Source organism: Streptomyces sp. NBC_00328 (assembly GCF_036139655.1).
Lineage (GTDB): Bacteria > Actinomycetota > Actinomycetes > Streptomycetales > Streptomycetaceae > Streptomyces.
Genome location: NZ_CP108013.1, coordinates 4,928,899 through 4,953,238 on the forward strand (window position 1 = coordinate 4,928,899; position 24,340 = coordinate 4,953,238).

The following is a 24,340-nucleotide window of genomic DNA, read 5'->3' on the forward strand; positions in this document are numbered from 1 at the left end:
GGCCAGGCCGGGTACCCGGGCGTGCCACCTCGCGGGCACCTCGCGAGATATACTTGACCCCACATTTGATATCAGGGAGGAACTCGTGAGTCGGACGGTTATCGACCTGGACGACGACCTGGTCGCGGACGTGGCTAAAGCCCTCGGGACGAGCACCAAGAAGGAGACGGTCAACACCGCTCTTCGCGAGGTGCTGGAGAGTCGGCGTCGCGCACTGGCTCTCGCCCGGCTGCGGGCCGCGGCCGGGGACGGCGCATTCGATCTCGAGCTGTTCGAGAACAAGGGGAACTACCGCCGGTGAACGCGGCTCAGTTCCTGATCGACACCAGCGCGCTCGCTCGGTTCGTGCGCGCGGACTCGGAGCAGTACGGCTGGGACCAGGCGGCAGCCGCCGGGCTCATCGCCACCTGCCCGATCATCGAGCTTGAGTTTTTCTACAGCGCCCGGTCGGCCGCCGACAGGGCGCGCGGCATCGAGGACATGCGACTGATCTTCGGTTGGGTTCCCGTCGACGACCGCGCCTACGACCGCGCCTGGCAGGTCCAGGAAGCTCTCACCAAACAGGGAAAGCATCGCAGTGCGGGTGCGGTGGATCTCGTCGTCGCCGCGACGGCCGAGTTGCAAGGGCTCACGCTTCTGCACCGCGACCACGACTTCGCCTGCATCGCGGCAGTGACCGGCCAGGCTCTCCAGTGGTACGGCCCGGAGAGCGGCAAATAGGCGGGCGGTGGTTGCAGTTCTGGTTGCATTCACCTCCGTACAGCACCGTTCAGGAGCCCCACCCGCCACAGCCGCACCGCAGCTCAGAACGCTCCCGCACACCCCTGTACCCCCAGACGAACATTTGGAAAGCGTGTTGGGGGCAACCCCTCACGAGTTCGAATCTCGTATCCTCCGCCAGTGCCTCACCGGGCACTAACGTCGAAGGGCCCCGCTGCTTGCAGCGGGGCCCTTCGACGTTGTCCGGCCCCATCGGGCATGCGCGGGCCCCGGCCACCAGGTGGCCGGGGCCCGCGCCCGTCGGACTCAGTCGATCGTCACCTTCTTCGAGACGGTGACCTCGTCGATGTCGCCGGTGCGGACGGTGACCTTCATGGTCCAGGTGCCGGGGAGGGGGAGGGTGAGGCCGTCGGAGGTCCAGTAGCCGCCCTTGTCGGTGATCTCCGCGTCGATCGGGCCGACCTTCTGCGCTTCCTGGGTGAAGGTCAGACGCACCTCGGGGACGGTCACGAGGCCGCCGTCGGGGCCGAAGACCACGACCTGCACGGAGTTCTCGCCGACCTGGCCGGGCGTGAGCTCGATCTGGACCTTGCCGTGGCCGCCCGGGGTGCCGACGTCGAAGGGCACCAGGGTCGTCCTGGAGGTCACCCGGCGCGCGGCCGCGACCGCGTCGGCGCTCTCCGTGGCGGCGCGGCCCGGCTGGGTCCCGGTCAGCATCGTCGTGATCACCAGTACCAGGATGCCGATCGTGACCTCGGCGAGCACCGAGCGGCGCAGGCCCCGGTGGTACTCGGTGTCCCCCGGCCCGCCCTTCGCCCCGTCTCCCTCCGGCCCGTCTCCCGCCGGCCCGTCCGAGGCGGGTCCCTCCGAGGCCGACTCCTCCAAGGCGGGCTCTTCCGGAGCCGGTCCGTCCGACGCCGGAACCGCGACCGGGACCGCGACGCGGCCGGCCGGGACGGTAGCGGGGGTCCGCGCCGTCGCCGCGCGGGTCGTCCAGCGTCGCGAGAACGCGGCTCCGGCCAGGAGCAGCGCCACCAGGACGACCTTCACGGCCAGGAGCCTGCCGTACGAGGTCGAGGTCAGGGCGTCCCAGGAGCCCAGGCCGCGCCAGGACTGGTAGACGCCGGTGACCGCGAGGACCGCGACCGAGGCGAGGGCGAGCCGGGAGAACCGGGTGACGACGGCCGGGGGAACCGGCCCGGCGGGACGGTGGAGTGCGGCCAGCAGGGCGGCCAGACCCCCGAGCCACACCGCCATGGCGAGCAGGTGCAGCACGGAGGAGACCATCGCCGCGGGGACCTGGATCCCGGCGGAGGCGTGCTCGCTGGCGGCCCAGGTGACCGCCAGGGCCAGGGAGAACAGCGCACCGAGCACGAGGACGCCACGGCCGGCTCCCCGGCCCCGTACCGGCACCCTCGGGGGCACGAAGGCCACGGCGGCGAGCAGCGCCAGCCGCGCCACCAGAACGATGCCGGGCCGGCCCGCCAGGGTGTCGCTGAGGCTCTCCGGGTCGAAGACCCCGGACAGGCCGGTGCCGCGTTCGTAGGGGCCGCGCAGCAGGAGGAGCGCGAACGTGGAGCCGAGCAGGATCCACCAGCCGGTCACCAGGAGGCGCCGTACGGACCCCGGGAAGCCGCAGACGAGCACGAACGTGACCGCGCCGATCAGCAGGGCGAGTCCGCTGTACGCGGCGTAGCGGGCGATGTCGTAGAGGGCGGAGGAGGCGGGATCACCGGCGGTGGGCGGCAGCGGCGCGCGGGTCGCGGACGGCTTGCCGACGGAGAACGTGAAGGCGCCGGAGACGGGGTGGCTGTCCGCGGAGACGACCCGCCAGGCCACGGTGTAGGTGCCGGTGCCGAGGCCGCGCGGCAGGGTGACGCCGGCGGTGTCGGCACGGCCGTCCGCGTGCTCCGGTTCCCCGGTCCGCACGCGCCGGTTCTCCGGGTCGAGCACGCGGAAGGAGTCGTCGAACAGGCCGATCGACTCGGTGAACGTCAGCGTCACCTGGCGGGGCGCCGACTTCAGCACACTGCCCTCCCGCGGATCGGTGCCCGTCAGCGCCGCGTGGGCGGACGCGCCGTTCACACCGCCGAAGAGCACCAGGACCAGGACACTGCCCAGCAGGGCCAGGGCCCTGGCGCCGATCCGCCGCTCTCGCTGCCGGCTCTCGTTCACACGCCGTCTCCGTATCCGCATGTCCAGAGTCTCGGTCATGTACGGATACGGGCCGCGTCCGGCTCACCTCGGTGCCGTCGGGCCCTTCTCGAAGGCCTCGCGCGTCAGGAAGGCGAGCCGGGCGTGCTTCTCGGGCAGATGGACCTCGGGCAGGTCGATCTCGGGGAGCACGATGTCCCCGGCGGGCACGAAACCCTGCCGGGCCAGCCGCTCGATGGCCTTGGCGTTGCGGGCGTCGGGTTCGACCACGGCCCGCTCCCGGCCGAGGCCGGTCAGCGCGTACGCCAGGAACGCCGACAGCAGCGTGGACGACCAGCCCGGCCGCTCCCCGGCGCCGGGCACGGGGGGCCCGATGAGCAGGTGGACCCCGATGTCGCCGGGCCGGACCTCGTAGCACTCGGAGACCCGGTCGGCCTCGGGCTCGTAGGTCTGGAACAGCGCGGCCGGTACGCCGTCCTTGACGGTGAGGAAGGCGTGATGCGTGTCGAGCGAGTCGAGGTGCAGATAGGTCTCCAGCACCTGCTGCTTCGAGAACCCGGTCATCCCCCAGTACGCGGCCCGCTCCTCGGTGACCCAGCCGTGCAGCACGTCGAGGTCGGCGCGCGGGTCCAGGGGCAGCACGCGGACCGTGCCGAAACCCTCGACGCGCTGCTCGTGAACGGCCTCGCGGGTGCCTGCGTACGTCTCAGTCGTCATCGCTCTCCTTGGTCAGCTTGTTCCAGTCGGTGGTCACCGGGGCGAGATCTCCCCTGAGCCACAAGGGGAGTTGATCGCGGTGGTGGGCCGCGCCGGGGACGCCGTCGGCCCCGAACGGGACCACCCAGAGGCTTTCGTCCCGGTCGGCGAGGTCCCAGACGTAGCGGGCGGCGGGTCCGCGGGCGCTCAGGTCGGTCAGTCCGGGGAGCGACGAGGTGGACAGGACGCAGTCGTTGTCGCCGGACAGGGCCGGTTCGTCGTACGCGGTGCCGGGGAGCGCCCGCCAGGGGGCGAGGCGATGGGTGTCGCCCCAGGTCCGGGGCACGGGCCCGGCGGCCGCTTCCTCGACGGCCGCTTCCTCGACGGCCGCCCGGATCACGGCGTCGCGGTCGATGCCGTACGGCTCCCCTGCCGTCAGCAGGTTCTCGAGGGCGAAGGCGACGCGCGGGGTGAGCGCGAGCCAGGGCAGGAAGACGGCCGGGCGGGCGGGCGGTTCGGCCAGGACGGCGAGGGCCGGGTGCGCCACGAGTCGTCGTACGACCGCGTCGCGCACCCGCGCGTACGTCGCGGCCGCGACGCTGCCGGCGTCCATGTGCCGGTTCCAGCGCAGGAGTCGGTCCCTGAGGCCGGCCGCCGCGCCGGAGAGTTCCAGTGCGGCCAGCGGGTCCAGCAGGGCGGCCGCGGAGGCGAGGTGCGTGTCCATGTGGACGGCCGGCATGTCCGCCGCCGACAACGCCTCGCCCGTGTCGAGCAGCCGGCGGATACGGTCGGCGCGGTGCGGCGGCGCGAACTCGACACCGAGCGGGGCCGCGGGGCCGCGCTGGTTCGCCATCACGGCGAGTCCGTCCTCGACCGGGCCGTACGGCATCTCGTGCCAGCCGGTCCACTCGTGGCCGGCCTCCCACGCGGGCACCACCCGGCTGCGGTTGGCCGTGGCGCGCACCGGGACCCGGCCCGCGACACGGTGCAGCAACCCGCCCTCGGTGTCGGCGGCCTGCACGACGTTCACCGGCTCCGCCCAGGCGTCGAGGGCCCGGTCCACGTCGGCGACCCGGCGGGCCCGCAGCAGCGGCAGGAGCGCGCCGAATCCGAGGTCCGCCGTCACGCGGGGCGGGTAGCGCAGGCTGATGGACTCCTCGGCGCCGGCGCCCCCGATCACCACGGGCCCGCGCGCCGTCTCGATCACCTCGACGTCGACGGGTTCGCCGCCGGCCACCTCCACCCGCTCCGTGTGCCGTGCCGCGGCCCGCCAGACACCGTCGGGATCGAGTGCCTCGACGGCCCCGCCGTCGACGCGTCGCAGCCGCTCCCGGTAGAGGTCCTGGTAGTCGGCCATCGCGTTGGTGATCGCCCAGGCGACGGTTCCGGTGTGGGCGAAGTGGGCGATGCCCGGGACACCGGGGACGGCGATGCCGACGACGTCGAACTCCGGGCAGGAGAGGCGGATCTGCTGGTAGGCGCCGGGGTCCTCGATGAAGCGGTGCGGGTCACCGGCGATCACCGCCTGCCCGGTGGCGGTGCGCTCGCCGCTCACCAGCCATCCGTTGCTCCCCGCCGTGCCGGGCCCGTCCATGGCGAACAGGCCGACCGCGTCCGCGCCCAGCCGCCGTACGACCTCATCGCGCCACAGCTTGGCGGGGAAACCGGCGAAGAGGATGTGGATACCGAGCCAGACGCCCAGCGGGCTCCAGGGCTCCCAGCGTCCCGGAACGAGCCCGCTCGCCGCGAACTCGGGTGCTCTCGCGGCCCCTTCGGCCAGCCCCGCGTTGACTCCGTCGACATACGCGACGACCCACGCGGCGGTCTCGGGGTCGCGTTCCTCCAGGGCCGCGAAGCAGCGTCGCGCGGTGTCGTCGAGCCGTGCCTGCCGGGCGAAACGGTCCCAGCCTGCGGACTCCTCGCCGAGGAACGCGGCTGAGGTGCCCTGGGAGCGGTGCCGGTCGACCTCGAGCTGCCAGGCGCGGTCCCGGGCGGTGACCCGGCCCTGGGAGTGGGCGAGTTCCAGGGCGCTGCCGGCGCGCAGGTGCGGGACGCCCCAGGTGTCACGGTAGATCTCGGGTTTCACGGTCCATCCCCAGTCATGTCAGGTTAGGCTAACCTAATTTAACCTTCGGGATCGTACGTCCGGGACGAGGACCCGGTGAAGCCGGGTGGCCACGACGACCGCGACCGGGTGACCGGCCGCCGCACGCGGGATCATCGGTCCATGGACGTCACGCTTCACCTCTCCCAGCAGCCCGAGGCCGACGAACTGCTCGGCCGCAGCCCGCTCGCGGCCCTGGTCGGCATGCTGCTGGACCAGCAGGTGCCGATGGAGTGGGCCTTCGCGGGGCCGTACACGATCGCCCGGCGCATGGGGGCGGACGATCTCGACGCGCACGAGATCGCCGCGTACGACCCGGAGAAGTTCGCCGAGCTGCTCTCGGCCAAGCCCGCCGTGCACCGCTACCCCGGCTCGATGGGCAAGCGCATCCATCAGCTGTGCCAGTACCTCGTCGAGCACTACGACGGAGACGCCGCCGCCGTCTGGAAGGACGTCGGCAGCGGCGCGGAACTGCTGCGCCGCCTCAAGGAACTCCCCGGTTTCGGTGCGCAGAAGGCCCAGATCTTCCTGGCCCTCCTCGGCAAGCAGCTCGGGGTCGCCCCCAAGGGCTGGCGGGAGGCGGCGGGCCCCTACGGCGAGGCCGGCTCCTTCCGCTCGGTCGCCGACATCACCGGCCCGGAGTCACTCGCCAAGGTCCGCGCCCACAAGCAGGAGATGAAGGCGGCGAAGGCCTCCGGCAAGTAGCCCGGGCCCGGGGAACCGGCGCCCCCGCCATCCCCGGCACGGGTGCCCGCCCCCAACCGTCTTTCCCCCCGCCGCCCCTGCCCTCCCACCCCTGGGGCTCCGCCCCGGACCCCGCTCCTCAAACGCCGGAGGGGCTGGGATTTTCCCCGGCCTAGCGCCGCTTGCGCGCCGTTCCGAAGACCGACCGGGTGATCTCCCGCCCGATCTGCGTACCCACCGACCGCGCCAGAGACTTGAACAGCCCGCTTCCGACGACCTGCTCGACCAGGGAGGGCTCCTCCTCGGACCGGCTCCGGCCGCCGGAGCGCCCGGCCTCGCGCCCCGCTCCGGTCCCGGCCTCGGTCCCTCCTCGCGGCCGCGAGGAGGGCGGGGGAGACGCGGGCGCCCCGGAGTCCGGCGAGCCCGTCAGCTTCTCGTACGCCGACTCCCGGTCCAGCGCCTGCGCGTACCGCCCGTACAGCGGCGACTCCCGCACCGCCCGGTCCAGCGCGCCCGCCTCCACCGGACCCATCAGCGACCGCGGCGCGCGCAGCCGGGTCGCCGCGACGGGCGTCGGAGCGCCCTTCTCGCTCAGCACGGTGACCACGGCCTCGCCGGTCCCCAGGCCCATGAGGACCTCTTCGAGGTCGTACGGGGAGTCGGGGAACGTCTTCACGGTGGCCTTCAGCGCCTTCTGGTCGTCCGGCGTGAAGGCGCGCAGCGCGTGCTGGACGCGGTTGCCGAGCTGGGCGAGGACATCCGCTGGAACGTCCTTCGGTGTCTGCGTCACGAAGAAGACGCCGACCCCTTTCGAGCGAATGAGCCGGACCGTCTGCGTGATCGCGTCCAGGAACGCCTTCGACGCGTCGCTGAAGAGCAGATGGGCCTCGTCGAAGAAGAAGACGAGCTTCGGCCTGTCGGCGTCGCCGACCTCCGGGAGGTCGTGGAAGAGATCGGCGAGCAGCCACATCAGGAACGTCGAGAAGAGCTGCGGCTTCTCCTGCACGGCGGGCAGTTCGAGGACCGACACCACGCCCCGGCCGTCCGGCGCCAGACGCGTCAGCTCGCTCGTGTCGAACTCCGGCTCCCCGAAGAAGGGGCTCATGCCCTGCGCCTCGAAGGCCGTGAGCGAGCGCAGGATGACACCCGCCGTGGCCGTGGAGAGACCGCCGATCCCCTTCAGTTCCTGCTTGCCCTCGTCCGAGGTCAGAAAGGCGACGACCGCGCGCAGGTCCTTGAGGTCGACCAGCTCCAGGCCCTTCCGGTCGGCGTAGTGGAAGATCAGGCCGAGGGACTGCTCCTGGGTCCGGTTGAGCTGGAGCACCTTCGACAGCAGCACCGGCCCGAAGGCGGTGACCGTGGCCCGTACGGGAATGCCGTGGCCGAGACCGCCGAGCGCGTAGAACTCCGCCGGGCAGCCGCCCGGTGTCCATTCCTGGCCGACCTCCCGGGCCCGCTCCTGGACCTTCGCCCCTGCTTCCCCCGGCGCCGAGATCCCGGAGACGTCACCCTTGATGTCGGCGAGGAAGACGGGGACTCCCTGCGCCGCGAGCTGCTCGGCGATGAGCTGGAGCGTCTTGGTCTTTCCGGTGCCGGTGGCGCCCGCCACCAGGCCGTGCCGGTTGAGCATCGGCAGGGGGACGCGGATCTGCGCGTCGGGCAGGCACGACCCGTCCCAGAGCAGGGCGCCGAGTTCGAGGGCGGGACCCGCGAAGGCGTAACCGGCCGCGATCTCCAGCGCCTCCCGCGGGAGCGCGGGGGCACCGGCGACCCGCTCGGGAGCGGTCCCGGTGGCAGCCGACGACACGGTCTCGCCGTCACTCATATCAGACCCCTGTTCCCGTTTTGCAAGGATTTACGACATCTTTTCCAGCGTCGCACTCCGCCTCCATGGCTGCGCCCGGAAGGTCTTGACCGGTAGGCTTTCCGTGTGATCTTCAAGCGCATCGGAAACGGCCGGCCGTACCCCGACCACGGCCGGGAAAGCACCCGGCAGTGGGCGGACGTCGCGCCGCGCCCGGTCCGCCTCGATCAGCTCGTGACGACGAAGGGCCAGCTGGACCTGGAGACCCTCCTCGCCGAGGACTCCACCTTCTACGGCGACCTCTTCGCCCACGTCGTCAAGTGGCAGGGCGATCTGTACCTGGAGGACGGCCTGCACCGCGCCGTCCGCGCCGCGCTCCAGCAGCGCCAGGTGCTGCACGCGCGCGTTCTTGAACTGGACTAATGGCCACGGCTTGACCTCAATGGGTTGAACTGAACACCGGGCAATGATCATCTAGTAGGCATTGGCGCCCCGGCGCACTACGCTGCGCCCATGAGCATGCTTACTCCCCCTGGCATGGGTGGCCAGTATCGGATCACGGGGGACAAGTACCCGCGGATGCGCCGCCCCCGCGGGCGTCGCAAGTTCGTGTTCGTGAGCATCACCTCCGTCACCGTTCTCGGGTTGATCGGGTGGGGGTCGCTGCAGCTCATCGACATCTACACGGGCGGCGGCAAGGCCACGGCGGCGGACACCAAGGCGGACTGCGCGTCCAAGGTCACCCCGGAGGCGAAGGCGGCCGCGGCCGTCGCGGCCTCCCTGCCGAAACCCGGCCAGATCACCGTGAACGTCCTCAACGCGACGCCCCGCAGCGGTCTCGCCAAGCAGACGGCGGACGAGCTGAAGAAGCGCGGCTTCAAGATCGGCGACGTGGGCAACGCGACGGCCTCGTACGACAAGAAGGTCACGGGCGCCGGACTGCTGCTCGGCGCCAAGGCCGCCGACCGGGCCGCGCTGCCCGTCCTCAACACCCAGCTCTCCGGCGCCCAGCTGAAGACCGACGGCCGTACCCGGGCCACGACGGTCGACCTGATCATCGGCACCGGCTTCAAGGCGCTGACGAAGAAGGAGGACGCCGACAAGGCGCTGACCGTCCTGACTCAGCCCAAGCCGGCGCCCGCCACCTCGAAGAAGCACTGCTGACTCCAGGACCGGTCCCGGTGACTGTTCTCCGGGACCGGTTCCGGAGAACACGCACCGACTCCGGAGCCGCGCTCGCACAGGAGCGGCCGGCTCCGGAGTCACGGTCGCACGGGAGCAGCCGGCTCCGGGGCCGCAGCCCGGGAAGAGCCGCTGGTCACAAGTGAGGCGCGGCGCTACGCCGTCACCTCGGAGTTACTCGGCGGCCCCGTACATCCGGTCACCCGCGTCGCCGAGGCCCGGAACGATGTAGCCGTGCTCGTTCAGGCGCTCGTCGATCGAGGCCGTGACCACGGTGACCGGGGTGCCCGCCAGTTCGCGCTCCATGAGCTCGACGCCCTCGGGGGCGGCGAGAAGGACCACGGCGGTGACGTCGTCGGCGCCACGCTTGATCAGCTCCTGGATCGCGGCGACGAGCGTGCCGCCGGTGGCCAGCATCGGGTCCAGGACGTACACCTGACGGGCGGAGAGGTCGTCCGGCATCCGGGTGGCGTACGTGGAGGCCTCGAGCGTCTCCTCGTCGCGCACCATGCCCAGGAAGCCCACCTCGGCGGTCGGCAGCAGCCGGACCATGCCGTCGAGCATGCCGAGGCCCGCGCGCAGGATCGGCACGACGAGCGGGCGCGGGTAGGAGAGCTTGACGCCCGTGGTCGGGGAGACCGGCGTCACGATGTCGACCTGCTCCGTGCGCACGTCGCGGGTGGCCTCGTAGGCGAGCAGGGTGACCAGCTCGTCGGCCAGCCGCCGGAAGGTCGCGGAGTCGGTGCGCTGGTCGCGCAGGGTGGTGAGCTTATGGGCGACCAGGGGGTGGTCGACGACGTGAAGACGCATGTCCACAACAGTAGCGGGGCCGAGGGCACCCGCCACTGACCCGCCCGGCAAGGTCCGCCGCCCGGCATCACCCGTCCGCTGGCATCAAACCGTCCATCGGAGGGAAGGTGGGAGGGACGGACCTGGGGTGGTGTGCCAATGCGGAACCAGCAAGAGGAGTCGTCCGAACGGCTGGAGACGGACGCCGAGCGCAGGAGGCGGCGGGCCCAGTTCCTGCGCGACCTGGCCGAGGCACGCGAACTGCGCGACCGGGTCCAGCCCCGCCGCGCCAAGACCGCCCGCCTGCGCCACGCGATGCGTATGCGCACGTTCCGCTGGTGACGGACGCCCGCCGCCCCACCTGCCCGGCTCCGGACGGCCCCGGCCCGCGCCACACCGCAGGACGGCCCCCGGCCCCTGCGCCACACCCGCCGGCCCCCCGTCCCGTCGCATGCCACATCCGCCGGACGCCCCGTCCCGTCCGCCCCCGACCCGCCGGAGGGCCCCGCCGCCTGCGCCACACCGCCGGACGGCAGCCTCCAGATCCGCGGGAGCGCCCCGCTCCGCCACAGCTCTCGCCGTGCCGAACAGGCGCCGTGTCCGCGGGGCCGGCCGGCCCACCTGCGGAGAGGTCCGAACCGGGCCCGCCGCGGCCCCGGCCGACACGCCCATGAAGGAATGCGGCGGCGCGCCATCACGCGACCGCCGCCACCACGCCCTCGGGAAAGCCGCACCGCCGCCGGTGGCACGCCCGCCACGACAAGGGAACGCGCCCGCACGACGGCGGGGGCGCGCCGGGGCGGAACCGCCCGCCCGGCCGCCCGGAAAGCCGGGCCGCACCCGCGTGACGGGGGGCCGTGTGGCTGACGTGTCGGGCAGGGAGGTGCCTACACGGCGCAGGCAGCCGCGTACGATCCGCTGTTAGCGATCAAAAGAGGCGGACACAGCAGGCCGAAGACGTCCCCTGAACGCTGTCTTTCTGCCACGATTCCGAGTGGGCGGGACTCGGAGCAGCAGCACTCCTCGCCCACAGCCTCCGCCGGGGGGAACCCCAACCGGCACGCCTATGACCAGTGGGAGAGTCACGGTGTACTTCGCCGCACTGCTCGCGCGCACCGAAGACGGGTGGGAAGCGAGCGATACAGAGCTCGACGATGTGGAAACCCTGTCGGATCTGACCGATCTGGCCCGTGAAGTCTCGGACGAGGACACGGTGCTCGTGCTCATCGAGCAGGAGGACGCGTGGTTCGGCGTCGTCCGCGTGGACGGCGAGGAGGATCCGCGTATCTACGTCTCGGACGCCGCCGCGGCCGCCCGCAGTTCGTACGGCGAGATCCTGCTCACGGACGAACTACTAGGACGGAATCCGGGCGACGACGACGCCGACCTGGACTCCCTCGATCTGGACGGCACGGAGGACGGTGAACCAGGAGACTCCGAGGACGACGAGGAGGACCAGGGGATCGTGTCCGGCGATGCCGTCTCGCACAGCCCCGTCGGGGACCGCTACATCCTCGCGGACCTCGGAGTGAGCGAGAAGGAACTGCTGGCCCTGGACGAAGGCGACGCGCTCGGCACGATCGCCGAGGCCCTGGGAGCGGCAGAGGTCCTGGAGACAGTCCGCTAGGACGTGTCCCAGGACCTCCGGAAACGGTGGGCCCGGCCCCCCGCGCCCGCGATCCCGTCCCCCGTACCGGTGAACCGGCGAACCGGCCCGATCCACCGGGCCGGTTCTTCGCCTGCCGTCCGCCCCTCACCGCCTCCGCGGGGGCGGTGCCCGGGCCCCTTCCGCCGGACCCGGCGGGATTCCGCTAGGTTCCCCGGGTGAGCACCCCACGTCAGGTACCCCCGCCGCCCGATCCCGTACGTGACCGGTGGCGGGCCCCGATGCGGCTCGCGCTGGACGAGGCACGGCTGGCCGTTCGGGGCGGGGACGTTCCCGTGGGTGCCGTCGTGCTGTCCCCGGACGGTGCGACCGTGCTGGCGGCCGGGCACAACGAACGCGAGGCCACCGGCGACCCGACGGCGCACGCCGAGGTCCTCGCGCTGCGCCGGGCCGCGGCGAGGCTCGGCGAGTGGCGGCTGTCCGGGTGCACGCTCGTCGTCACCCTGGAGCCCTGCACGATGTGCGCGGGCGCGCTCGTCCAGTCCCGTGTCGAACGGGTGGTGTACGGCGCCCGCGACGAGAAGGCGGGCGCGACCGGATCCGTCTGGGACGTCGTCCGCGACCGGCGGCTCAACCACCGGCCCGAGGTCGTCGAGGGCGTCCTCGCCGAGGAGTGCGCCACGCTGCTCACCGACTTCTTCCGCGACCGCTGACCGGGCCGCCGAAACGGATTTCAGACCACGGCCCACCTTGGGGTAGGGTCTCCCTCGGTAGCGTGTCCGAGCGGCCGAAGGAGCTCGCCTCGAAAGCGAGTGTGGCGCAAGTCACCGAGGGTTCAAATCCCTCCGCTACCGCAGGTGGACGAAGGGCCCGGTTCTGATGAACCGGGCCCTTCGTGCTGCTCCGTCTCGGATTCCGTCTCAGTTGGATCTTTGGACGACCCCGAGATGCGGGCCACGATGAAGCGCTTCACGGCGCGCTCGATGTCAGCGCGGTCAGCGCACGGCCTGTTGCGGCCGGCCAGTACCGCCGTCATCCCCTCGCCCATGGCCGCATGGATGCCCTACGAGCCGACCGGGGCGGACCGAAATCGGGCCGCCCCAGAGAAAAATCTAAATTGATGCGACTTTTCAATAGCGGAAGCTGAAGCTCCTTCCGTTTCCGGAGCGAATCGTTCCACTCGCGCCGCAGGGCGCAGCATTCTCCGCTTTCCGCATATCGGGCAAAGCGACTGCATTCCAAATATCATGACTGGATCCCACCCGACGAATGGCCGAATCCATTCCGAAGCGAATGGGGCCGACGTGTAATGATGCACAGGTCAGGCACAGGAATCACGCAAATGTGTGTTGATCATGGAGGTATCCAATGGTGAAGCGTGTGCGAACGTTGTCCGCCGGGCTCTCGGTGGGGGTTGCCGCCCTTGCGGCCACCGTCCTGGCGACCACTCCGGCGGCGGCCGCGCTCCACAGCTTGAGCTGGCATGTGAGTAAGTCTCAGACTTACTGCAACTCGCTGCCCCAGCACACAGGCGTGCAGCAGATGAAGAAGGCGGCGTGCGACTCCCAGGTTATTACCCTGCACCAGATGGCCGTCTCGCAGGCGATCTCCCGAGGCATGTCCGAAGCTGCCGTTGCGGCAGGCATGAACTGGCCTGGGCCTGGTCACTGAGGTTGCGATTAATGCATTGATCGCAACCTATTGATATTCTCGGATTGCCGAAACAGGGCTCAGCTTCCTGGCCGAGTCATCGTTCGGAGGCCATCCATGGGTGGCGCACCCGCCTACGCGTCGAATGCTTGTGCAGCGCATCCGGGACAGCGGAGGCCCACCTCACGCCGCTACGCCGTCAAGCTCGCGGGACGATTCCTCCATTTACTGCCCGGACATAGAGCCGCTGGTGCCACTCGTCGGCGTCCGGCCCGGGATCAAGGGCAGGAGTACGGGAATCCGCTACCGCTCCCGAAGGGCCCCGTCGAAGGACGGGGCCCTTCGGGCGTTCCGGGGCCGGGGCTCCGTACGGACCGCGACGCCAAGGAGCCCCGGCGCCGCTCGGCCGCCGGGGCTTCCCTGTACCCGGAAGGATTCTCCGCTCCCACAGAGGAGGGGGAGGGGGCGCAATCGGGGGCGCCCCCTTCCCCCACGGAAGGACCCGCAAGTCCACGCCGCCGTCTCGGGGGAAAGTCGGGCGGCGAGAACCCCGCAGTGGGGTCCCTCCGGGCCCCGTGGACTCCTGACGGTTCCTGCCGGGGCTCCCTTCCATCCTGGACCTCGGGAGCGCCGCTCAGGCCCGGCAAAGGACCTCTACCAGCGGGCCGTTGGTCCTTAAGCGCGGCGTGAAGGTTACACTCGCCGCCGGCAGCAGGGGGCCGACGGGCGCAGAAGTCACAGGGGAGGCCGCCATGGCGGTGAATTCGAAGAAGATCGCCATCTATGTGCTCGTGGTCTTCGCGCTCTACGTGATCATCACGGATCCGGCCAAGGCCGCCGACTACGTACAGATAGCGTTCGAGGGCATATCGAACGCCGCTGGGGCGATAGGCGACTTCATGACCTGGATCGCCGACGGAGCGAAGAACTGACGTCAGGCGCCGGCGCGGCGAAGGTTCCGCGCGCCCGGCACCGAGCAGGCATGACGGAGCGACGCGCGTCCCGGCAGGGGCGCGGCCGAGCGAAGAACCACCTCATCACCAGGGAGTGCCCGTGATCCGCCATCTGGTCCTCTTCAAGCTCAACGACGGCGTCCGGCGCGACGAACCCCGCGTCGTCGAGGGCGTCGCCGCCTTCCGCGCGCTCGGCGAGCTCGTTCCCGAGCTGCGGTTCTGGGAGTGCGAGTGGAACATCAGCGACCGGCCCATCGCGTACGACTTCGCGATCAACTCCGCCGTCGAGGACGCCGACGCCCTCAAGCATTACCTGGAGCACCCGGCCCACGTGGCCGGTGTCGCACTCTGGCGGGAGTTCGCCACCTGGGTGATCGCCGACTACCCGTTCTGACCCTTTTTGATCGCACACTCTTGCCGAGCCCTTGACCGCAACCGGTCAGGGGTTTTCGACGTCTTGAAACCCAACTCACCTGCAAATCACCTTCAACACGACGTTATGCGGTGCTTGCACACAGTGCACATGTCTTGTGATGCTATGACCGCTTTTGACGGATGAGTTGACGGATACGTCGACGGATCGTTGACGAACGAAGAGGTGGCGTTGACCGTGTCGGCCAGTACTGCGCCGCCCCAGGAGGAAGCCCCGGCCACGGCCCGGGCGACGGCCCTCGCCTCCGCCCCGCCGTCACCCCCGGGACCGGCCACGGCGCAGACCGCGGCACCCGACGCCGCAGCGGGCCTCACACCCGGCCCCCCGCCCGTCCAGGAGGTCACCCAGGAGCGGCGCCGCGGCGCCGACACCCGGGCCCTCACGCAGGTGCTCTTCGGCGAACTCAAGGTGCTGGACCCGGGCACCCCCGAGCACAACCGGGTCCGCGGCGCCCTGATCGAGGCGAACCTGCCGCTCGTCCGGTACGCGGCGGCCCGCTTCCGCTCCCGCAACGAGCCGATGGAGGACGTGGTGCAGGTCGGCACCATCGGCCTGATCAACGCCATCGACCGCTTCGACCCGGACCGGGGGGTGCAGTTCCCGACCTTCGCGATGCCGACGGTCGTCGGCGAGATCAAGCGGTACTTCCGTGACAACGTTCGCACGGTCCACGTACCGCGCCGGCTGCACGAGCTGTGGGTGCAGGTGAACAGCGCGACCGAGGACCTGACGACCGCCTTCGGGCGCTCGCCCACCACCGCGGAGATCGCCGAACGGCTGCGCATCACCGAGGAGGAGGTGCTCTCCTGCATCGAGGCCGGACGGTCGTACCACGCGACCTCACTCGAAGCGGCCCAGGAGGGCGACGGGCTGCCGGGGCTGCTCGACCGGCTCGGATACGAGGACCCCGCGCTCGACGGAGTCGAGCACCGCGACCTCGTGAGGCATCTGCTCGTACAGCTGCCCGAACGCGAGCAGCGGATCCTGCTCCTCCGCTACTACAGCAACCTCACCCAGTCACAGATCAGCGCCGAGCTGGGTGTTTCCCAGATGCATGTGTCAAGGCTCCTCGCCCGCAGCTTCGCGCGACTTCGATCCGCAAACAGGATCGAGGCGTAACCGAAAAGAGCTAATCGCTCAAGGACGGTTTTTACGTCAGTTCAGCACTGAATCACCGTCAGACCCCCTTTTTCCAGGGCCGATCCACCCTCTACATGTCGACAAGTCTCTACAGCGTGTTGCCGACATGTGACATTCTTCCGGGAGCGTGTTTGCCGCGGCCTCGCCTCCGGTATTCAGGTGGAGGCTGCGTTCCTCCGACGGGAGCGACTGCCGCGACCGTCCGCGACCCAAAGGGGGTGGCATGTCCGCAGATCAGGGCAGCTCGAAGGTGCTCACGCTCACGAAGAGCGACGCAGTGCCCGAGGCGCACGCCGCGCTTCACGATGTCCCTGCCGCCGAGGCCCCGGAAGCCGTTCTGGTCCCCGAATCATCGGGCGCCATCGACACCCGGACCCTGTCCCGCTCCCTCTTCCTGCGGCTCGCCGCACTCGCCGAGAACAGCCCGGAGCGTGGTTACGTCCGGGACACCCTCATCGAGCTCAACCTCCCGCTCGTCCGGTACGCGGCGGCCCGCTTCCGCTCCCGCAACGAGCCGATGGAGGACATCGTCCAGGTCGGCACCATCGGCCTGATCAAGGCGATCGACCGCTTCGACTGCGAGCGCGGCGTCGAGTTCCCGACCTTCGCGATGCCGACCGTCGTGGGCGAGATCAAGCGGTTCTTCCGCGACACCTCCTGGTCGGTCCGCGTCCCGCGCCGCCTCCAGGAACTGCGGCTCGCCCTCACCAAGGCCAGCGACGAGCTCTCGCAGAAGCTCGACCGCTCTCCGACGGTCGCCGAACTCGCCACCGCCCTCGGGGTGTCCGAGGAGGACGTGGTCGACGGCCTCGCCGTCGGCAACGCGTACACGGCGTCGTCGCTCGACTCGCCCGCTCCCGAGGACGACGGCGGCGAGGGCTCCCTCGCGGACCGCCTCGGCTACCAGGACACCGCGCTGGAGGGCGTGGAGTACCGCGAGTCGCTCAAGCCGCTGCTCGCCAAGCTGCCGCCCCGCGAGCGCCGCATCATCATGCTGCGCTTCTTCGCCAACATGACCCAGTCGCAGATCGGCGAGGAGGTCGGCATCTCGCAGATGCACGTCTCCCGTCTGCTCACCCGCACGCTGGCCCAGCTGCGCGAAGGCCTCATCTCCGACTGACCGTCCCACGCGGGGTTCATAATTGACGGATCGTCAGCCACACTGGCGCGATGCGTCACGAGCCGATGCGTCACGGGTCGACAAGCGGTCGCCGAGGTGTCCTGGTGAGTACCTCGGCGGCCGTGCTGTGTCTGGGCGGGGTACTGGCCGCGTGCGGGAGCGGCGGGAGTGGCGGCGGGTACGCCGCCGTCGGGGCCGCGGACGGCTCCGCACGGGCGTCGGGGACGGTGGTGGCGCCTTCGGGCGAGGTGTCCCTGGCACCCCTGGACGGTACGGCCGACGACGGCTCCGACACGGCCGGGAGCAAGGGAGGTTCCGGATCCGGGAGCGGGACGTCGGCCACCGGTCCGGGCGGCGCCTCGTCCGGGAGCACGGGTGACCCCGGCGGCCCGGACGGCTCGGCGGCCGGTCCCGCCGGTTCGGGAAGCCCGCAGGCCGGCGAGGGCGGTTCCGGGGCCGGGACAGGCGGTGCGGGAGCTACGGGAAGTACGGGATCCGGCACCGGTGGCGGATCCTCTTCGCCTTCCGGTTCGTCGTCCGGCGGTGACTCCGGCCGTACGGGCGGGAGTTCGGGCAGTTCGTCGGCGCCGCCCGCGCCCGGCCCGACGGTGAGCGCCGGGCCCGCCGTCCTCTCCGTGAGCGACCCCTCGCGCGCGGCCACCGATCAGCGGTGGTGCGAGAAGGTGACCGTCTCCTTCGGCAACACCGGTGGTACGGCGGTGCGTTCGGGCACGGTGACCTTCGGGACGCACATCATCGGGGCGCTCGGGATCGACTGGGCGACGATCCGGTCGGCCGAGACCCTTCCGGCGCCGATCGCGGCCGGCGCGAAGAAGAGCGGGACCTGGACGGTGTGCGTCGACGCCTGGCGGGTGCCGCTGGGCATGCACATCGAGACACAGGACGTGTCCGTCCGGTGGGAGTAGGAGGCGTGGCCCTGCCGGGTCACGCTGCCCCGCTCACTCACCGGTCACGCCCGGCCGTACGGTTCCGCTCAGCTACCGGTCCCGCCCGGGCCGTACGGTCCCGCGTGCCCGACGGTCCGGCCGGGCCGCGCGGTCCCGCCCGATCACCGGTCCCGCCCGGCCTCGCAGTCCCGCGGGATCACATGAAGGCGAGCCAGGCCACCGCGGCGACGACCGCGACGGCGAGGACGACGCCGACGATCAGACCCACGCGGGGACCCGCGGGAGCGGCCGCCTGCTGCTGCCGGCCCTGGGGGGCCTCGTCGACGAACGCACGGAACATCTGAGTACTGCCCGCGGGGTCGTAGTTGCCCTCTGGGCCCTGGGTGTTTGCCATAGGCCGGACCCTAGCGAATGCGCGCGGGCTGCCCAAGTGCCGGGTTGCCGTTCACACCGATCGTGACGCGCCCCCTCACCGTCCACGACCGGGACGCACACCGCCCCCGACCAGGACGCACACCGGCGCGCGCCACCTCTTCATCCGACATCCAGCCCGGACACCCGTCCCAGACGCCCAGCCCACACGTCTGTCCCCAGACGTCCGTCCCCGGTAACCGCCCCCGTCCGAAGAACCCCACCCCCATCCATCCATCCGGCAGTCCGTCCATCACTCCCACCTGCACGTTTCCGTTCGCCAACACTTGCCTTTGCCAACTTTTTAGCCCTGAAGCCTCGAATTCGTTTGCCTGCGGCAACCAACTTCTTTATGGTTGCCCTAAGCAACGAACAGGGGGGGTGCGATGGCCGGGCAGGCGCAGTACGAGGAACTGGCTCGTCAGCTCAGCGCCATCGGTGCCGTGAAACGGGGGATGGGACGGATCCTGCCGCCCGACTGCCCGGCGGGCTCCGCCGCCGTGCTCACGCTGCTCGGCCGGTACGGCGAGATGCGGATGAGCCGGCTCGCGGAGCTGCTGTCCGTGGACATGTCGGTGACCAGCCGCCATGTCGCGCACGTCGCCGACCGGGGCTGGATCGAACGGTCCCCCGACCCGGCGGACAAGCGCTCACGCATCCTGCGCCTCACCGCGGCCGGGCACGCCCAGCTCGACGAACTGTCCCTGCGCACGTCGCGGCTGCTCTCCGACCGGCTGAGCCACTGGTCCGACGACGAGGTCGGACTGCTCATCGAGCTGATGGGCCGGCTGCGCGAGAGCTTCGGCGACTGCCGCTCCCCGCAGTGGTCCCACGCGCACCCTCCCCCGTACGCGACAGACGTTTCAGAACCGACCACCCGTACACCCGCGTAAATACGTAAGAAAAGGAAGCCCATGGCAACGACCACACCATCCGGTGTGCGGGGCTCTCACGCCAAGCACGGAAGCGCCGACGGCGCTCCGATGACGCACCGGCAGATCATGGAGGCGCTCTCCGGGCTGCTGCTCGGCATGTTCGTCGCGATCCTGTCGTCGACGATCGTCACCAACGCGCTCCCCGAGATCATCGGCGACCTGGGCGGCGGCCAGTCCGCCTACACCTGGGTCGTCACGGCCTCGCTGCTGGCCATGACCGCGACCACGCCCCTGTGGGGCAAGCTCTCCGATCTGTACAGCAAGAAGGCGCTCGTACAGATAGCTCTCATCGTCTACGTGCTGGGATCGGCCGCCGCCGGGCTGTCCCAGAACCCCGGCATGCTCATCGCCTGCCGCGTGGTCCAGGGCATCGGCGTCGGCGGTCTGTCCGCCCTGGCGCAGATCGTGATGGCCGCGATGATCTCCCCGCGCGAGCGCGGCCGCTACTCCGGCTACCTGGGCGCGACGTTCGCCGTCGCAACCGTCGGCGGTCCGCTGCTCGGCGGTGTCATCACCGACACGAGCTGGCTCGGCTGGCGCTGGTGCTTCTACGTCGGTGTGCCGTTCGCGGTCATCGCGCTGATCGTGCTCCAGAAGACCCTGCACCTGCCCGTCGTGAAGCGGGACGTGAAGGTCGACTGGGCCGGCGCGTTCTTCATCTCCGCCGCGGTCTCGCTGCTGCTGCTCTGGGTCACCTTCGCGGGTGACAAGTACGACTGGGTCTCGTGGCAGACGTACACGATGGTCGCCGGCGCGATCGTCCTCGGTGCGCTGTTCGTGCTGGTCGAGTCCAGGGCGAGCGAGCCGATCATCCCGCTGCGGCTGTTCCGCAACCGCACCATCACCCTCTCCTCCCTCGCGTCGCTGTTCGTCGGTGTCGCGATGTTCACCGGAACCGTGTTCTTCAGCCAGTACTTCCAGCTGGCGCGGGACAAGTCCCCGACGATGTCGGGTGTCATGACGATCCCGATGATCGGTGGCCTGTTCATCTCCTCCACGGTCTCCGGCCAGATCATCACCAAGACCGGACGGTGGAAGTACTGGCTGGTCAGCGGCGGCTTCCTGGTCACCGCGGGCCTCGGCCTGCTCGGCACGATCCGCTACGACACGGCCTACTGGCACATCGCGATCTTCATGGCGCTGCTGGGCCTCGGTGTCGGCATGATGATGCAGAACCTGGTGCTCTCCACGCAGAACCAGGTGGCACCCTCGGACCTGGGCGCGGCGAGCTCCACGGTGACGTTCTTCCGGTCCCTCGGCGGTGCGATCGGCGTCTCCGCGCTCGGCGCGGTCATGGCCAGCCGGATCACCGACTACGTGAAGGACGGGCTGACCGACCTCGGCCCCAAGTACGCGGCCCTGGGCTCGGGTTCGGACTCCAGCTCCAGCATCCCGGACATGGACAAGCTGCCCGCGCCGCTGCGCACCGTGATGGAGAGCGCGTACGGCCACGGCATCGCGGACGTCTTCCTGATCGCGGCCGGCATGGCGCTGGTCGCCTTCCTCATCGTGCTGTTCATCAAGGAGGTCCCGCTGCGGACGTCCGGCGCGCTGGCGCAGGCCGCCGCGGAGAAGTCCGGGGAACCGGTCACCGAGGCTCCCGTCGCCGAGGCCGTCGAGGCCGCGGCCACCGCGGCCCTCGCCCCGGCCGTCGACACCACCGAGGCCGCCTTCGGGACCGCCCCCGAAGGCACACAGCGGCTCGCCGCCGTCGCCACCGCGACGAAGGAGGGCGACCCCCTGCCCGCGTCCGGCGGCATCAGGGTGCACGGCCAGGTCCGCGGCGCCGAGAGCGCGCCCGTGCCGCAGGCCGCGGTCACGCTGATCTCACCGGCGGGGCGCCAGCTCGGCCGCTCGGTCGCGCAGGCGGACGGCTCGTACACCCTCGACGCACCCGGTGTGGGCTCGTACGTCCTGATCGCCTCCGCCGACGGCTTCCAGCCGCAGGCCTCGACGATCGTCGTGAACGACGAGCCGCTCGCGTACGACATCCTGCTGAGCGGCACCAGCGGGCTGAGCGGTGTCGTCCGGGCCTGCGAGGGCGCGTCCCCGGTCAGGGACGCGATGGTCGTCGTGACCGATGTCCGCGGAGATGTGCTGGCCACCGGAACCACCGGTGAGCAGGGCGAGTTCGCCTTCGCCGAGTTGGTGCCCGGCGTCGTGACGGTCGCGGTGAACGCCGCCGGCCACCGGCCGCGGGCCCTGCCCGTCGAGGTCGGCGGCACCGGGGTCACCCGGATCGAGGTCGACCTCGACTCGGGAGCCCAGCTCCAGGGTGTCGTACGGGCGCCGCACGGCCCGCTGTCGGACGCCCGCGTGACGCTGGTGGACGCGGCCGGAAACGTGGTCGGCACGGCCAGGACCGGCGGCGACGGCGCGTACGCCTTCACCGATCTGGACGGCGGCGAGTACACCGTCATCGCGGCGGGCTACCCGCCGGTGGCGACCGCGCTGACCGTCGGCGGCCGTGGAGTGGACGACCACGACATCGAACTCGCCCACCCCGGCGAGTAGTCCGAGCCCCGGCCCGTGGGGATGCGCGCACTCTGAGCGGAGGTGCGCCCCCCACGGGCCGGTTTTCATTGGTTCATCGCAAGGAGTTACTGCCATGGGACTGACCGCGAAGATCCGTACTCGTGACGGCTGGGCCGTCTCGCACGCGGTCGTCACGGTGACCGACTCGACCGGCACCCAGGTGCTGCGGGCCGAGGCGGGCACCGACGGGACCGTGCGCGACACCACGAGCCTCGCGCCGGGCGCCTACACGGTGATCGTGACCGCGCTCGGGTACGCGCCCGCCGCCTCGGGCGCCATCGTCACGGCGGCCGGCCGTGCCGAGGTCGGCCAGGTGACACTGGCCCGCCGGGGCGGCACCGAACTGCCCCCGCCGGGACCGTGGACCATCGACCCGGCGCACTCCTCCGCCGGCGTGGTCGCCCAGCACCTGGGCATCTCCAGCGTGCACGGCCGCTTCACGGACTTCGCGGGCCGCATCGAGATCGCCCCCGACGACGTGACCGCCTCCCGCGTCGAGGCGACGATCACGGCCGCCTCCATCGACACCGGCAACGGCACCCGCGACGGACATCTGAGGTCGCCGGACTTCCTGGACACCGGGAAGCACCCTCTGATCACGTACCGCTCGACGGGCCTGACACCGGCCGGCTCCGACCGCTGGACCGTGCACGGCGAGCTCACCCTGCACGGTGTCGTCCGTCCCGTCGACCTCGACCTCTCCTACCTCGGCACCGGCGCCGACCCCTGGGGCGGCACCCGCGCCGCGTTCCGCGCGAGGGCCGAACTCCACCGCGAGGACTTCGCGCTCCACTACAACCAGATCGTCCAGGCGGGCATCTCCGCCATCGGCACGACCCTGAGGGTGGAACTCGACGTCCAGGCCGTGCAGGGCGAGTCGCTGCCGGCCGCCTGAGCCCCGCTCACTCGCCCTCGCCGGCGTCGACGATCCGTCGGGCCAGGTCACGGAGCTTGACGTTCTCCCGCTGGGAGGTGCGCACGAGGCTCGCGAACGCCTCGGACGCGTCGATGTCGAGCCGCTCCATGAGGATGCCCGTGGCCTGGCCGATCAGATCCCGGGTGCGCATCGCCTCGGTGAGCTGCTCGCGCAGGGTGGCCGAGTCCAGCGCGATACCGACGTGCGCGGTGAACAGCCGCCCTATGCGGGTGGCCGACTCGTCGAAGGCGTGGGGCGCCCGCGCGTACGCCGTCAGGACGGTCAGCCGGCGCCGGTCGGCACGCAGCCGCAGCGACAGCACCGACCGCAGCCCGAGGCCCGACAGCGCGAGATCCCCGTCCTCCGCGGCGCTGTCCTCGATCCGGGCCACCGGCGCCGTCCACAGCCGGTTCAGGTGCGGGTGATGCTCACGGCCCGCGCTCAGGGCGTCGGCGGAACGGACGACCTCGTCCGTCCAGGCCAGCGTCTGCCGGTGGGCCTTGGGCTCGATGACGGAGATCCCGGCGTACTCGACACCTGGCAGGATGCGCACGGCCAGCCGGACGGCGGTACGCAGGGTGGCATGGGGACTCGAGGTCTCGTGCAACTGCTGAGCGGCGGCCGTGAGGCCTTCTGCCAGCTCGAAGCCCGTATCAGAACGAGACAATTCGGAAAACTCAGACGCAGCCACCACGAACCTCTTCGGCATGCACGGCCACACGGCCATGCGCAGGAGAGCTCCGCAGCACATTCCCGACTGCGAGCACAGGACGAAGAGCACTTTAGCCGCTTTGCCGAGGTCGGTGCCGCCCACCGGCCCGGCCCGCGGGCGATCGCGGGGCACGCGCCCTACGCTGATCGCATGGCACCCAATATCGCGACGAACACCTCTGTCTCCCTGGACGAGTTGCTGGACTTCGTACGCCCCCGCCACCGGGCCGTCCTGCTCACCCGCCGCGCCGACAGCGGCCCCCAGGGCTCCCCGCTGACCTGTGGTGTCGACGACTCGGGCCGCATCGTCCTCTCGACGTACCCCGAGCGTGCCAAGACCCGCAACGCCAGGCGGGACGAACGGGTCAGCCTGATCGTCCTCAGCGACGAGTGGAACGGGCCCTGGGTCCAGGTCGACGGCACCGCCGAGGTGATCGACTCCCCGGACTCCGTCGAGCCCCTTGTCGAGTACTACCGGAACATCGCCGGTGAGCACCCCGACTGGGACGAGTACCGCGAGGCCATGCGCAAGCAGGCCAAGTCGATCATCCGCATCACCCCCACCCGCTGGGGCCCGGTGGCCACCGGCGGCTTCCCGCCCCACCTGGCCCCGCAGGACTAGGAACAGGCGTACGCCGGAGGGCTGAAAAATCGCGCCCGCGAGGGACAGCACCCAAGCCACGACGCACCCGCAGCGAACGGCCGGAACCACGACGCACCCGCAGTCGGCGACGCACGGGAGGGGCCGTGCCGGTACATCGGATGCCCGTCGCTTACGTCCGGATCGAGCAGCGGCTCCCTCCCGGACCGACGTCTGATCCAACGGCGACGGGCGGATGTACCGGCACGGCCCCGCCCCCCACCGGAGCCGCACCACACCCGCAAACGC

25 protein-coding genes and 1 tRNA gene are annotated in these 24,340 nt (G+C 71.0%); 19 read left to right on the forward strand and 7 right to left on the reverse strand.

Going from position 1 to position 24,340, the window contains the following annotated elements; translation table 11 throughout:
• Positions 1 to 85: 85 nt before the first annotated feature.
• Complete coding sequence (locus tag OG485_RS21525) at positions 86 to 301, forward strand: type II toxin-antitoxin system VapB family antitoxin (protein ID WP_053752751.1); 216 nt, start codon at positions 86 to 88, stop codon at positions 299 to 301.
• A complete protein-coding gene (locus OG485_RS21530; RefSeq protein WP_328670060.1) occupies positions 298 to 720 on the forward strand; it encodes a PIN domain nuclease in 423 nt (140 codons plus the stop codon). Before OG485_RS21525 ends, OG485_RS21530 begins: the two co-directional genes overlap by 4 nt.
• A 306-nt stretch (positions 721 to 1,026) precedes the next feature.
• Here OG485_RS21530 and OG485_RS21535 read toward each other — a convergent pair whose 3' ends face one another.
• From OG485_RS21535 to OG485_RS21545, 3 genes are read right to left on the reverse strand one after another with little or no spacing between them, the layout of a single operon-like run.
• Positions 1,027 to 2,916: a copper resistance protein CopC gene (locus tag OG485_RS21535; RefSeq protein ID WP_443048932.1), complete on the reverse strand. Its 1,890-nt coding sequence runs from the start codon at positions 2,914 to 2,916 to the stop codon at positions 1,027 to 1,029.
• 42 nt (positions 2,917 to 2,958) lie between these two features.
• A complete protein-coding gene (locus tag OG485_RS21540) occupies positions 2,959 to 3,591 on the reverse strand; it encodes a GNAT family N-acetyltransferase (RefSeq protein WP_328670064.1) in 633 nt (210 codons plus the stop codon).
• Positions 3,581 to 5,656, reverse strand: coding sequence for a penicillin acylase family protein (locus OG485_RS21545; RefSeq protein ID WP_328670066.1), 2,076 nt, complete (start codon positions 5,654 to 5,656; stop codon positions 3,581 to 3,583). The genes OG485_RS21540 and OG485_RS21545 overlap by 11 nt, the downstream gene beginning before the upstream one ends.
• Positions 5,657 to 5,797: 141 nt before the next feature.
• Between OG485_RS21545 and OG485_RS21550 the strand changes: the two genes are divergently transcribed.
• The gene (locus tag OG485_RS21550) at positions 5,798 to 6,379 is read left to right on the forward strand and encodes an HhH-GPD-type base excision DNA repair protein (protein WP_328670069.1); all 582 of its coding nucleotides are present in this window, start codon (positions 5,798 to 5,800) and stop codon (positions 6,377 to 6,379) included.
• A gap of 151 nt (positions 6,380 to 6,530) precedes the next feature.
• Here the strand turns inward: OG485_RS21550 and OG485_RS21555 are convergent, their stop codons facing one another.
• Positions 6,531 to 8,183, reverse strand: a complete 1,653-nt coding sequence (locus OG485_RS21555; RefSeq protein WP_328670071.1) for a helicase HerA-like domain-containing protein — start codon at positions 8,181 to 8,183, stop codon at positions 6,531 to 6,533.
• Positions 8,184 to 8,288: 105 nt separating this feature from the next.
• Between OG485_RS21555 and OG485_RS21560 the strand changes: the two genes are divergently transcribed.
• On the forward strand, positions 8,289 to 8,585 hold the full coding sequence (locus OG485_RS21560) for a type II toxin-antitoxin system VapB family antitoxin (protein WP_003999914.1): 297 nt from the start codon (positions 8,289 to 8,291) through the stop codon (positions 8,583 to 8,585).
• A gap of 90 nt (positions 8,586 to 8,675) precedes the next feature.
• Entirely contained in the window at positions 8,676 to 9,326 is a 651-nt protein-coding gene (locus OG485_RS21565) for a LytR C-terminal domain-containing protein (protein ID WP_328670072.1), read from the forward strand.
• Between the two features lie 192 nt (positions 9,327 to 9,518).
• Here OG485_RS21565 and upp read toward each other — a convergent pair whose 3' ends face one another.
• Complete coding sequence (upp, locus tag OG485_RS21570) at positions 9,519 to 10,154, reverse strand: uracil phosphoribosyltransferase (RefSeq protein WP_328670074.1); 636 nt, start codon at positions 10,152 to 10,154, stop codon at positions 9,519 to 9,521.
• Between the two features lie 138 nt (positions 10,155 to 10,292).
• Here upp and OG485_RS21575 point away from each other — a divergent pair, with 138 nt between their 5' ends.
• The 10 genes from OG485_RS21575 to OG485_RS21620 all read left to right on the forward strand — a co-directional run bounded on the left by OG485_RS21575 (position 10,293) and on the right by OG485_RS21620 (position 17,961).
• Complete coding sequence (locus OG485_RS21575) at positions 10,293 to 10,475, forward strand: hypothetical protein (RefSeq protein WP_326786866.1); 183 nt, start codon at positions 10,293 to 10,295, stop codon at positions 10,473 to 10,475.
• A 745-nt stretch (positions 10,476 to 11,220) separates the two neighbouring features.
• A complete protein-coding gene (locus tag OG485_RS21580) occupies positions 11,221 to 11,760 on the forward strand; it encodes a tRNA adenosine deaminase-associated protein (RefSeq protein WP_328674580.1) in 540 nt (179 codons plus the stop codon).
• Between the two features lie 260 nt (positions 11,761 to 12,020).
• Positions 12,021 to 12,452: a tRNA adenosine(34) deaminase TadA gene (gene tadA, locus OG485_RS21585; protein WP_328674581.1), complete on the forward strand. Its 432-nt coding sequence runs from the start codon at positions 12,021 to 12,023 to the stop codon at positions 12,450 to 12,452.
• A 56-nt stretch (positions 12,453 to 12,508) separates the two neighbouring features.
• A tRNA-Ser gene (locus OG485_RS21590) sits at positions 12,509 to 12,593 on the forward strand.
• Positions 12,594 to 13,107: 514 nt separating this feature from the next.
• Positions 13,108 to 13,410, forward strand: coding sequence for a hypothetical protein (locus OG485_RS21595; RefSeq protein WP_328670077.1), 303 nt, complete (start codon positions 13,108 to 13,110; stop codon positions 13,408 to 13,410).
• 731 nt (positions 13,411 to 14,141) lie between these two features.
• Complete coding sequence (locus OG485_RS21600; protein ID WP_037615173.1) at positions 14,142 to 14,321, forward strand: hypothetical protein; 180 nt, start codon at positions 14,142 to 14,144, stop codon at positions 14,319 to 14,321.
• A gap of 121 nt (positions 14,322 to 14,442) precedes the next feature.
• Positions 14,443 to 14,736, forward strand: a complete 294-nt coding sequence (locus OG485_RS21605; protein WP_328450694.1) for a Dabb family protein — start codon at positions 14,443 to 14,445, stop codon at positions 14,734 to 14,736.
• A gap of 216 nt (positions 14,737 to 14,952) precedes the next feature.
• Entirely contained in the window at positions 14,953 to 15,894 is a 942-nt protein-coding gene (locus tag OG485_RS21610; protein WP_443048737.1) for an RNA polymerase sigma factor SigF, read from the forward strand.
• Between the two features lie 244 nt (positions 15,895 to 16,138).
• Complete coding sequence (locus OG485_RS21615; protein ID WP_328670082.1) at positions 16,139 to 17,035, forward strand: RNA polymerase sigma factor SigF; 897 nt, start codon at positions 16,139 to 16,141, stop codon at positions 17,033 to 17,035.
• Between the two features lie 104 nt (positions 17,036 to 17,139).
• A complete protein-coding gene (locus OG485_RS21620) occupies positions 17,140 to 17,961 on the forward strand; it encodes a hypothetical protein (protein ID WP_328670083.1) in 822 nt (273 codons plus the stop codon).
• A gap of 178 nt (positions 17,962 to 18,139) precedes the next feature.
• On the opposite strand, the gene OG485_RS21625 is transcribed toward OG485_RS21620, so the two are convergent.
• On the reverse strand, positions 18,140 to 18,337 hold the full coding sequence (locus OG485_RS21625) for a hypothetical protein (protein WP_037615166.1): 198 nt from the start codon (positions 18,335 to 18,337) through the stop codon (positions 18,140 to 18,142).
• Positions 18,338 to 18,740: 403 nt separating this feature from the next.
• On the opposite strand from OG485_RS21625, the gene OG485_RS21630 reads away from it, so the two are divergent.
• The 3 genes from OG485_RS21630 to OG485_RS21640 all read left to right on the forward strand — a co-directional run bounded on the left by OG485_RS21630 (position 18,741) and on the right by OG485_RS21640 (position 22,719).
• Positions 18,741 to 19,247 (forward strand): MarR family winged helix-turn-helix transcriptional regulator, encoded by a 507-nt coding sequence (locus OG485_RS21630; RefSeq protein WP_328450686.1) that lies wholly within the window; start codon positions 18,741 to 18,743, stop codon positions 19,245 to 19,247.
• 21 nt (positions 19,248 to 19,268) lie between these two features.
• A complete protein-coding gene (locus OG485_RS21635) occupies positions 19,269 to 21,803 on the forward strand; it encodes an MFS transporter (RefSeq protein ID WP_328670086.1) in 2,535 nt (844 codons plus the stop codon).
• 94 nt (positions 21,804 to 21,897) lie between these two features.
• Entirely contained in the window at positions 21,898 to 22,719 is an 822-nt protein-coding gene (locus OG485_RS21640; RefSeq protein WP_328670088.1) for a YceI family protein, read from the forward strand.
• Positions 22,720 to 22,726: 7 nt separating this feature from the next.
• On the opposite strand, the gene OG485_RS21645 is transcribed toward OG485_RS21640, so the two are convergent.
• Positions 22,727 to 23,449, reverse strand: a complete 723-nt coding sequence (locus OG485_RS21645; protein ID WP_328674583.1) for an ANTAR domain-containing protein — start codon at positions 23,447 to 23,449, stop codon at positions 22,727 to 22,729.
• A gap of 153 nt (positions 23,450 to 23,602) precedes the next feature.
• On the opposite strand from OG485_RS21645, the gene OG485_RS21650 reads away from it, so the two are divergent.
• Positions 23,603 to 24,073 carry a PPOX class F420-dependent oxidoreductase gene (locus tag OG485_RS21650; protein ID WP_328670090.1) on the forward strand — a complete coding sequence of 157 codons (471 nt, stop codon included), beginning with the start codon at positions 23,603 to 23,605 and terminating at the stop codon, positions 24,071 to 24,073.
• The last annotated feature ends 267 nt before the right edge of the window (positions 24,074 to 24,340 follow it).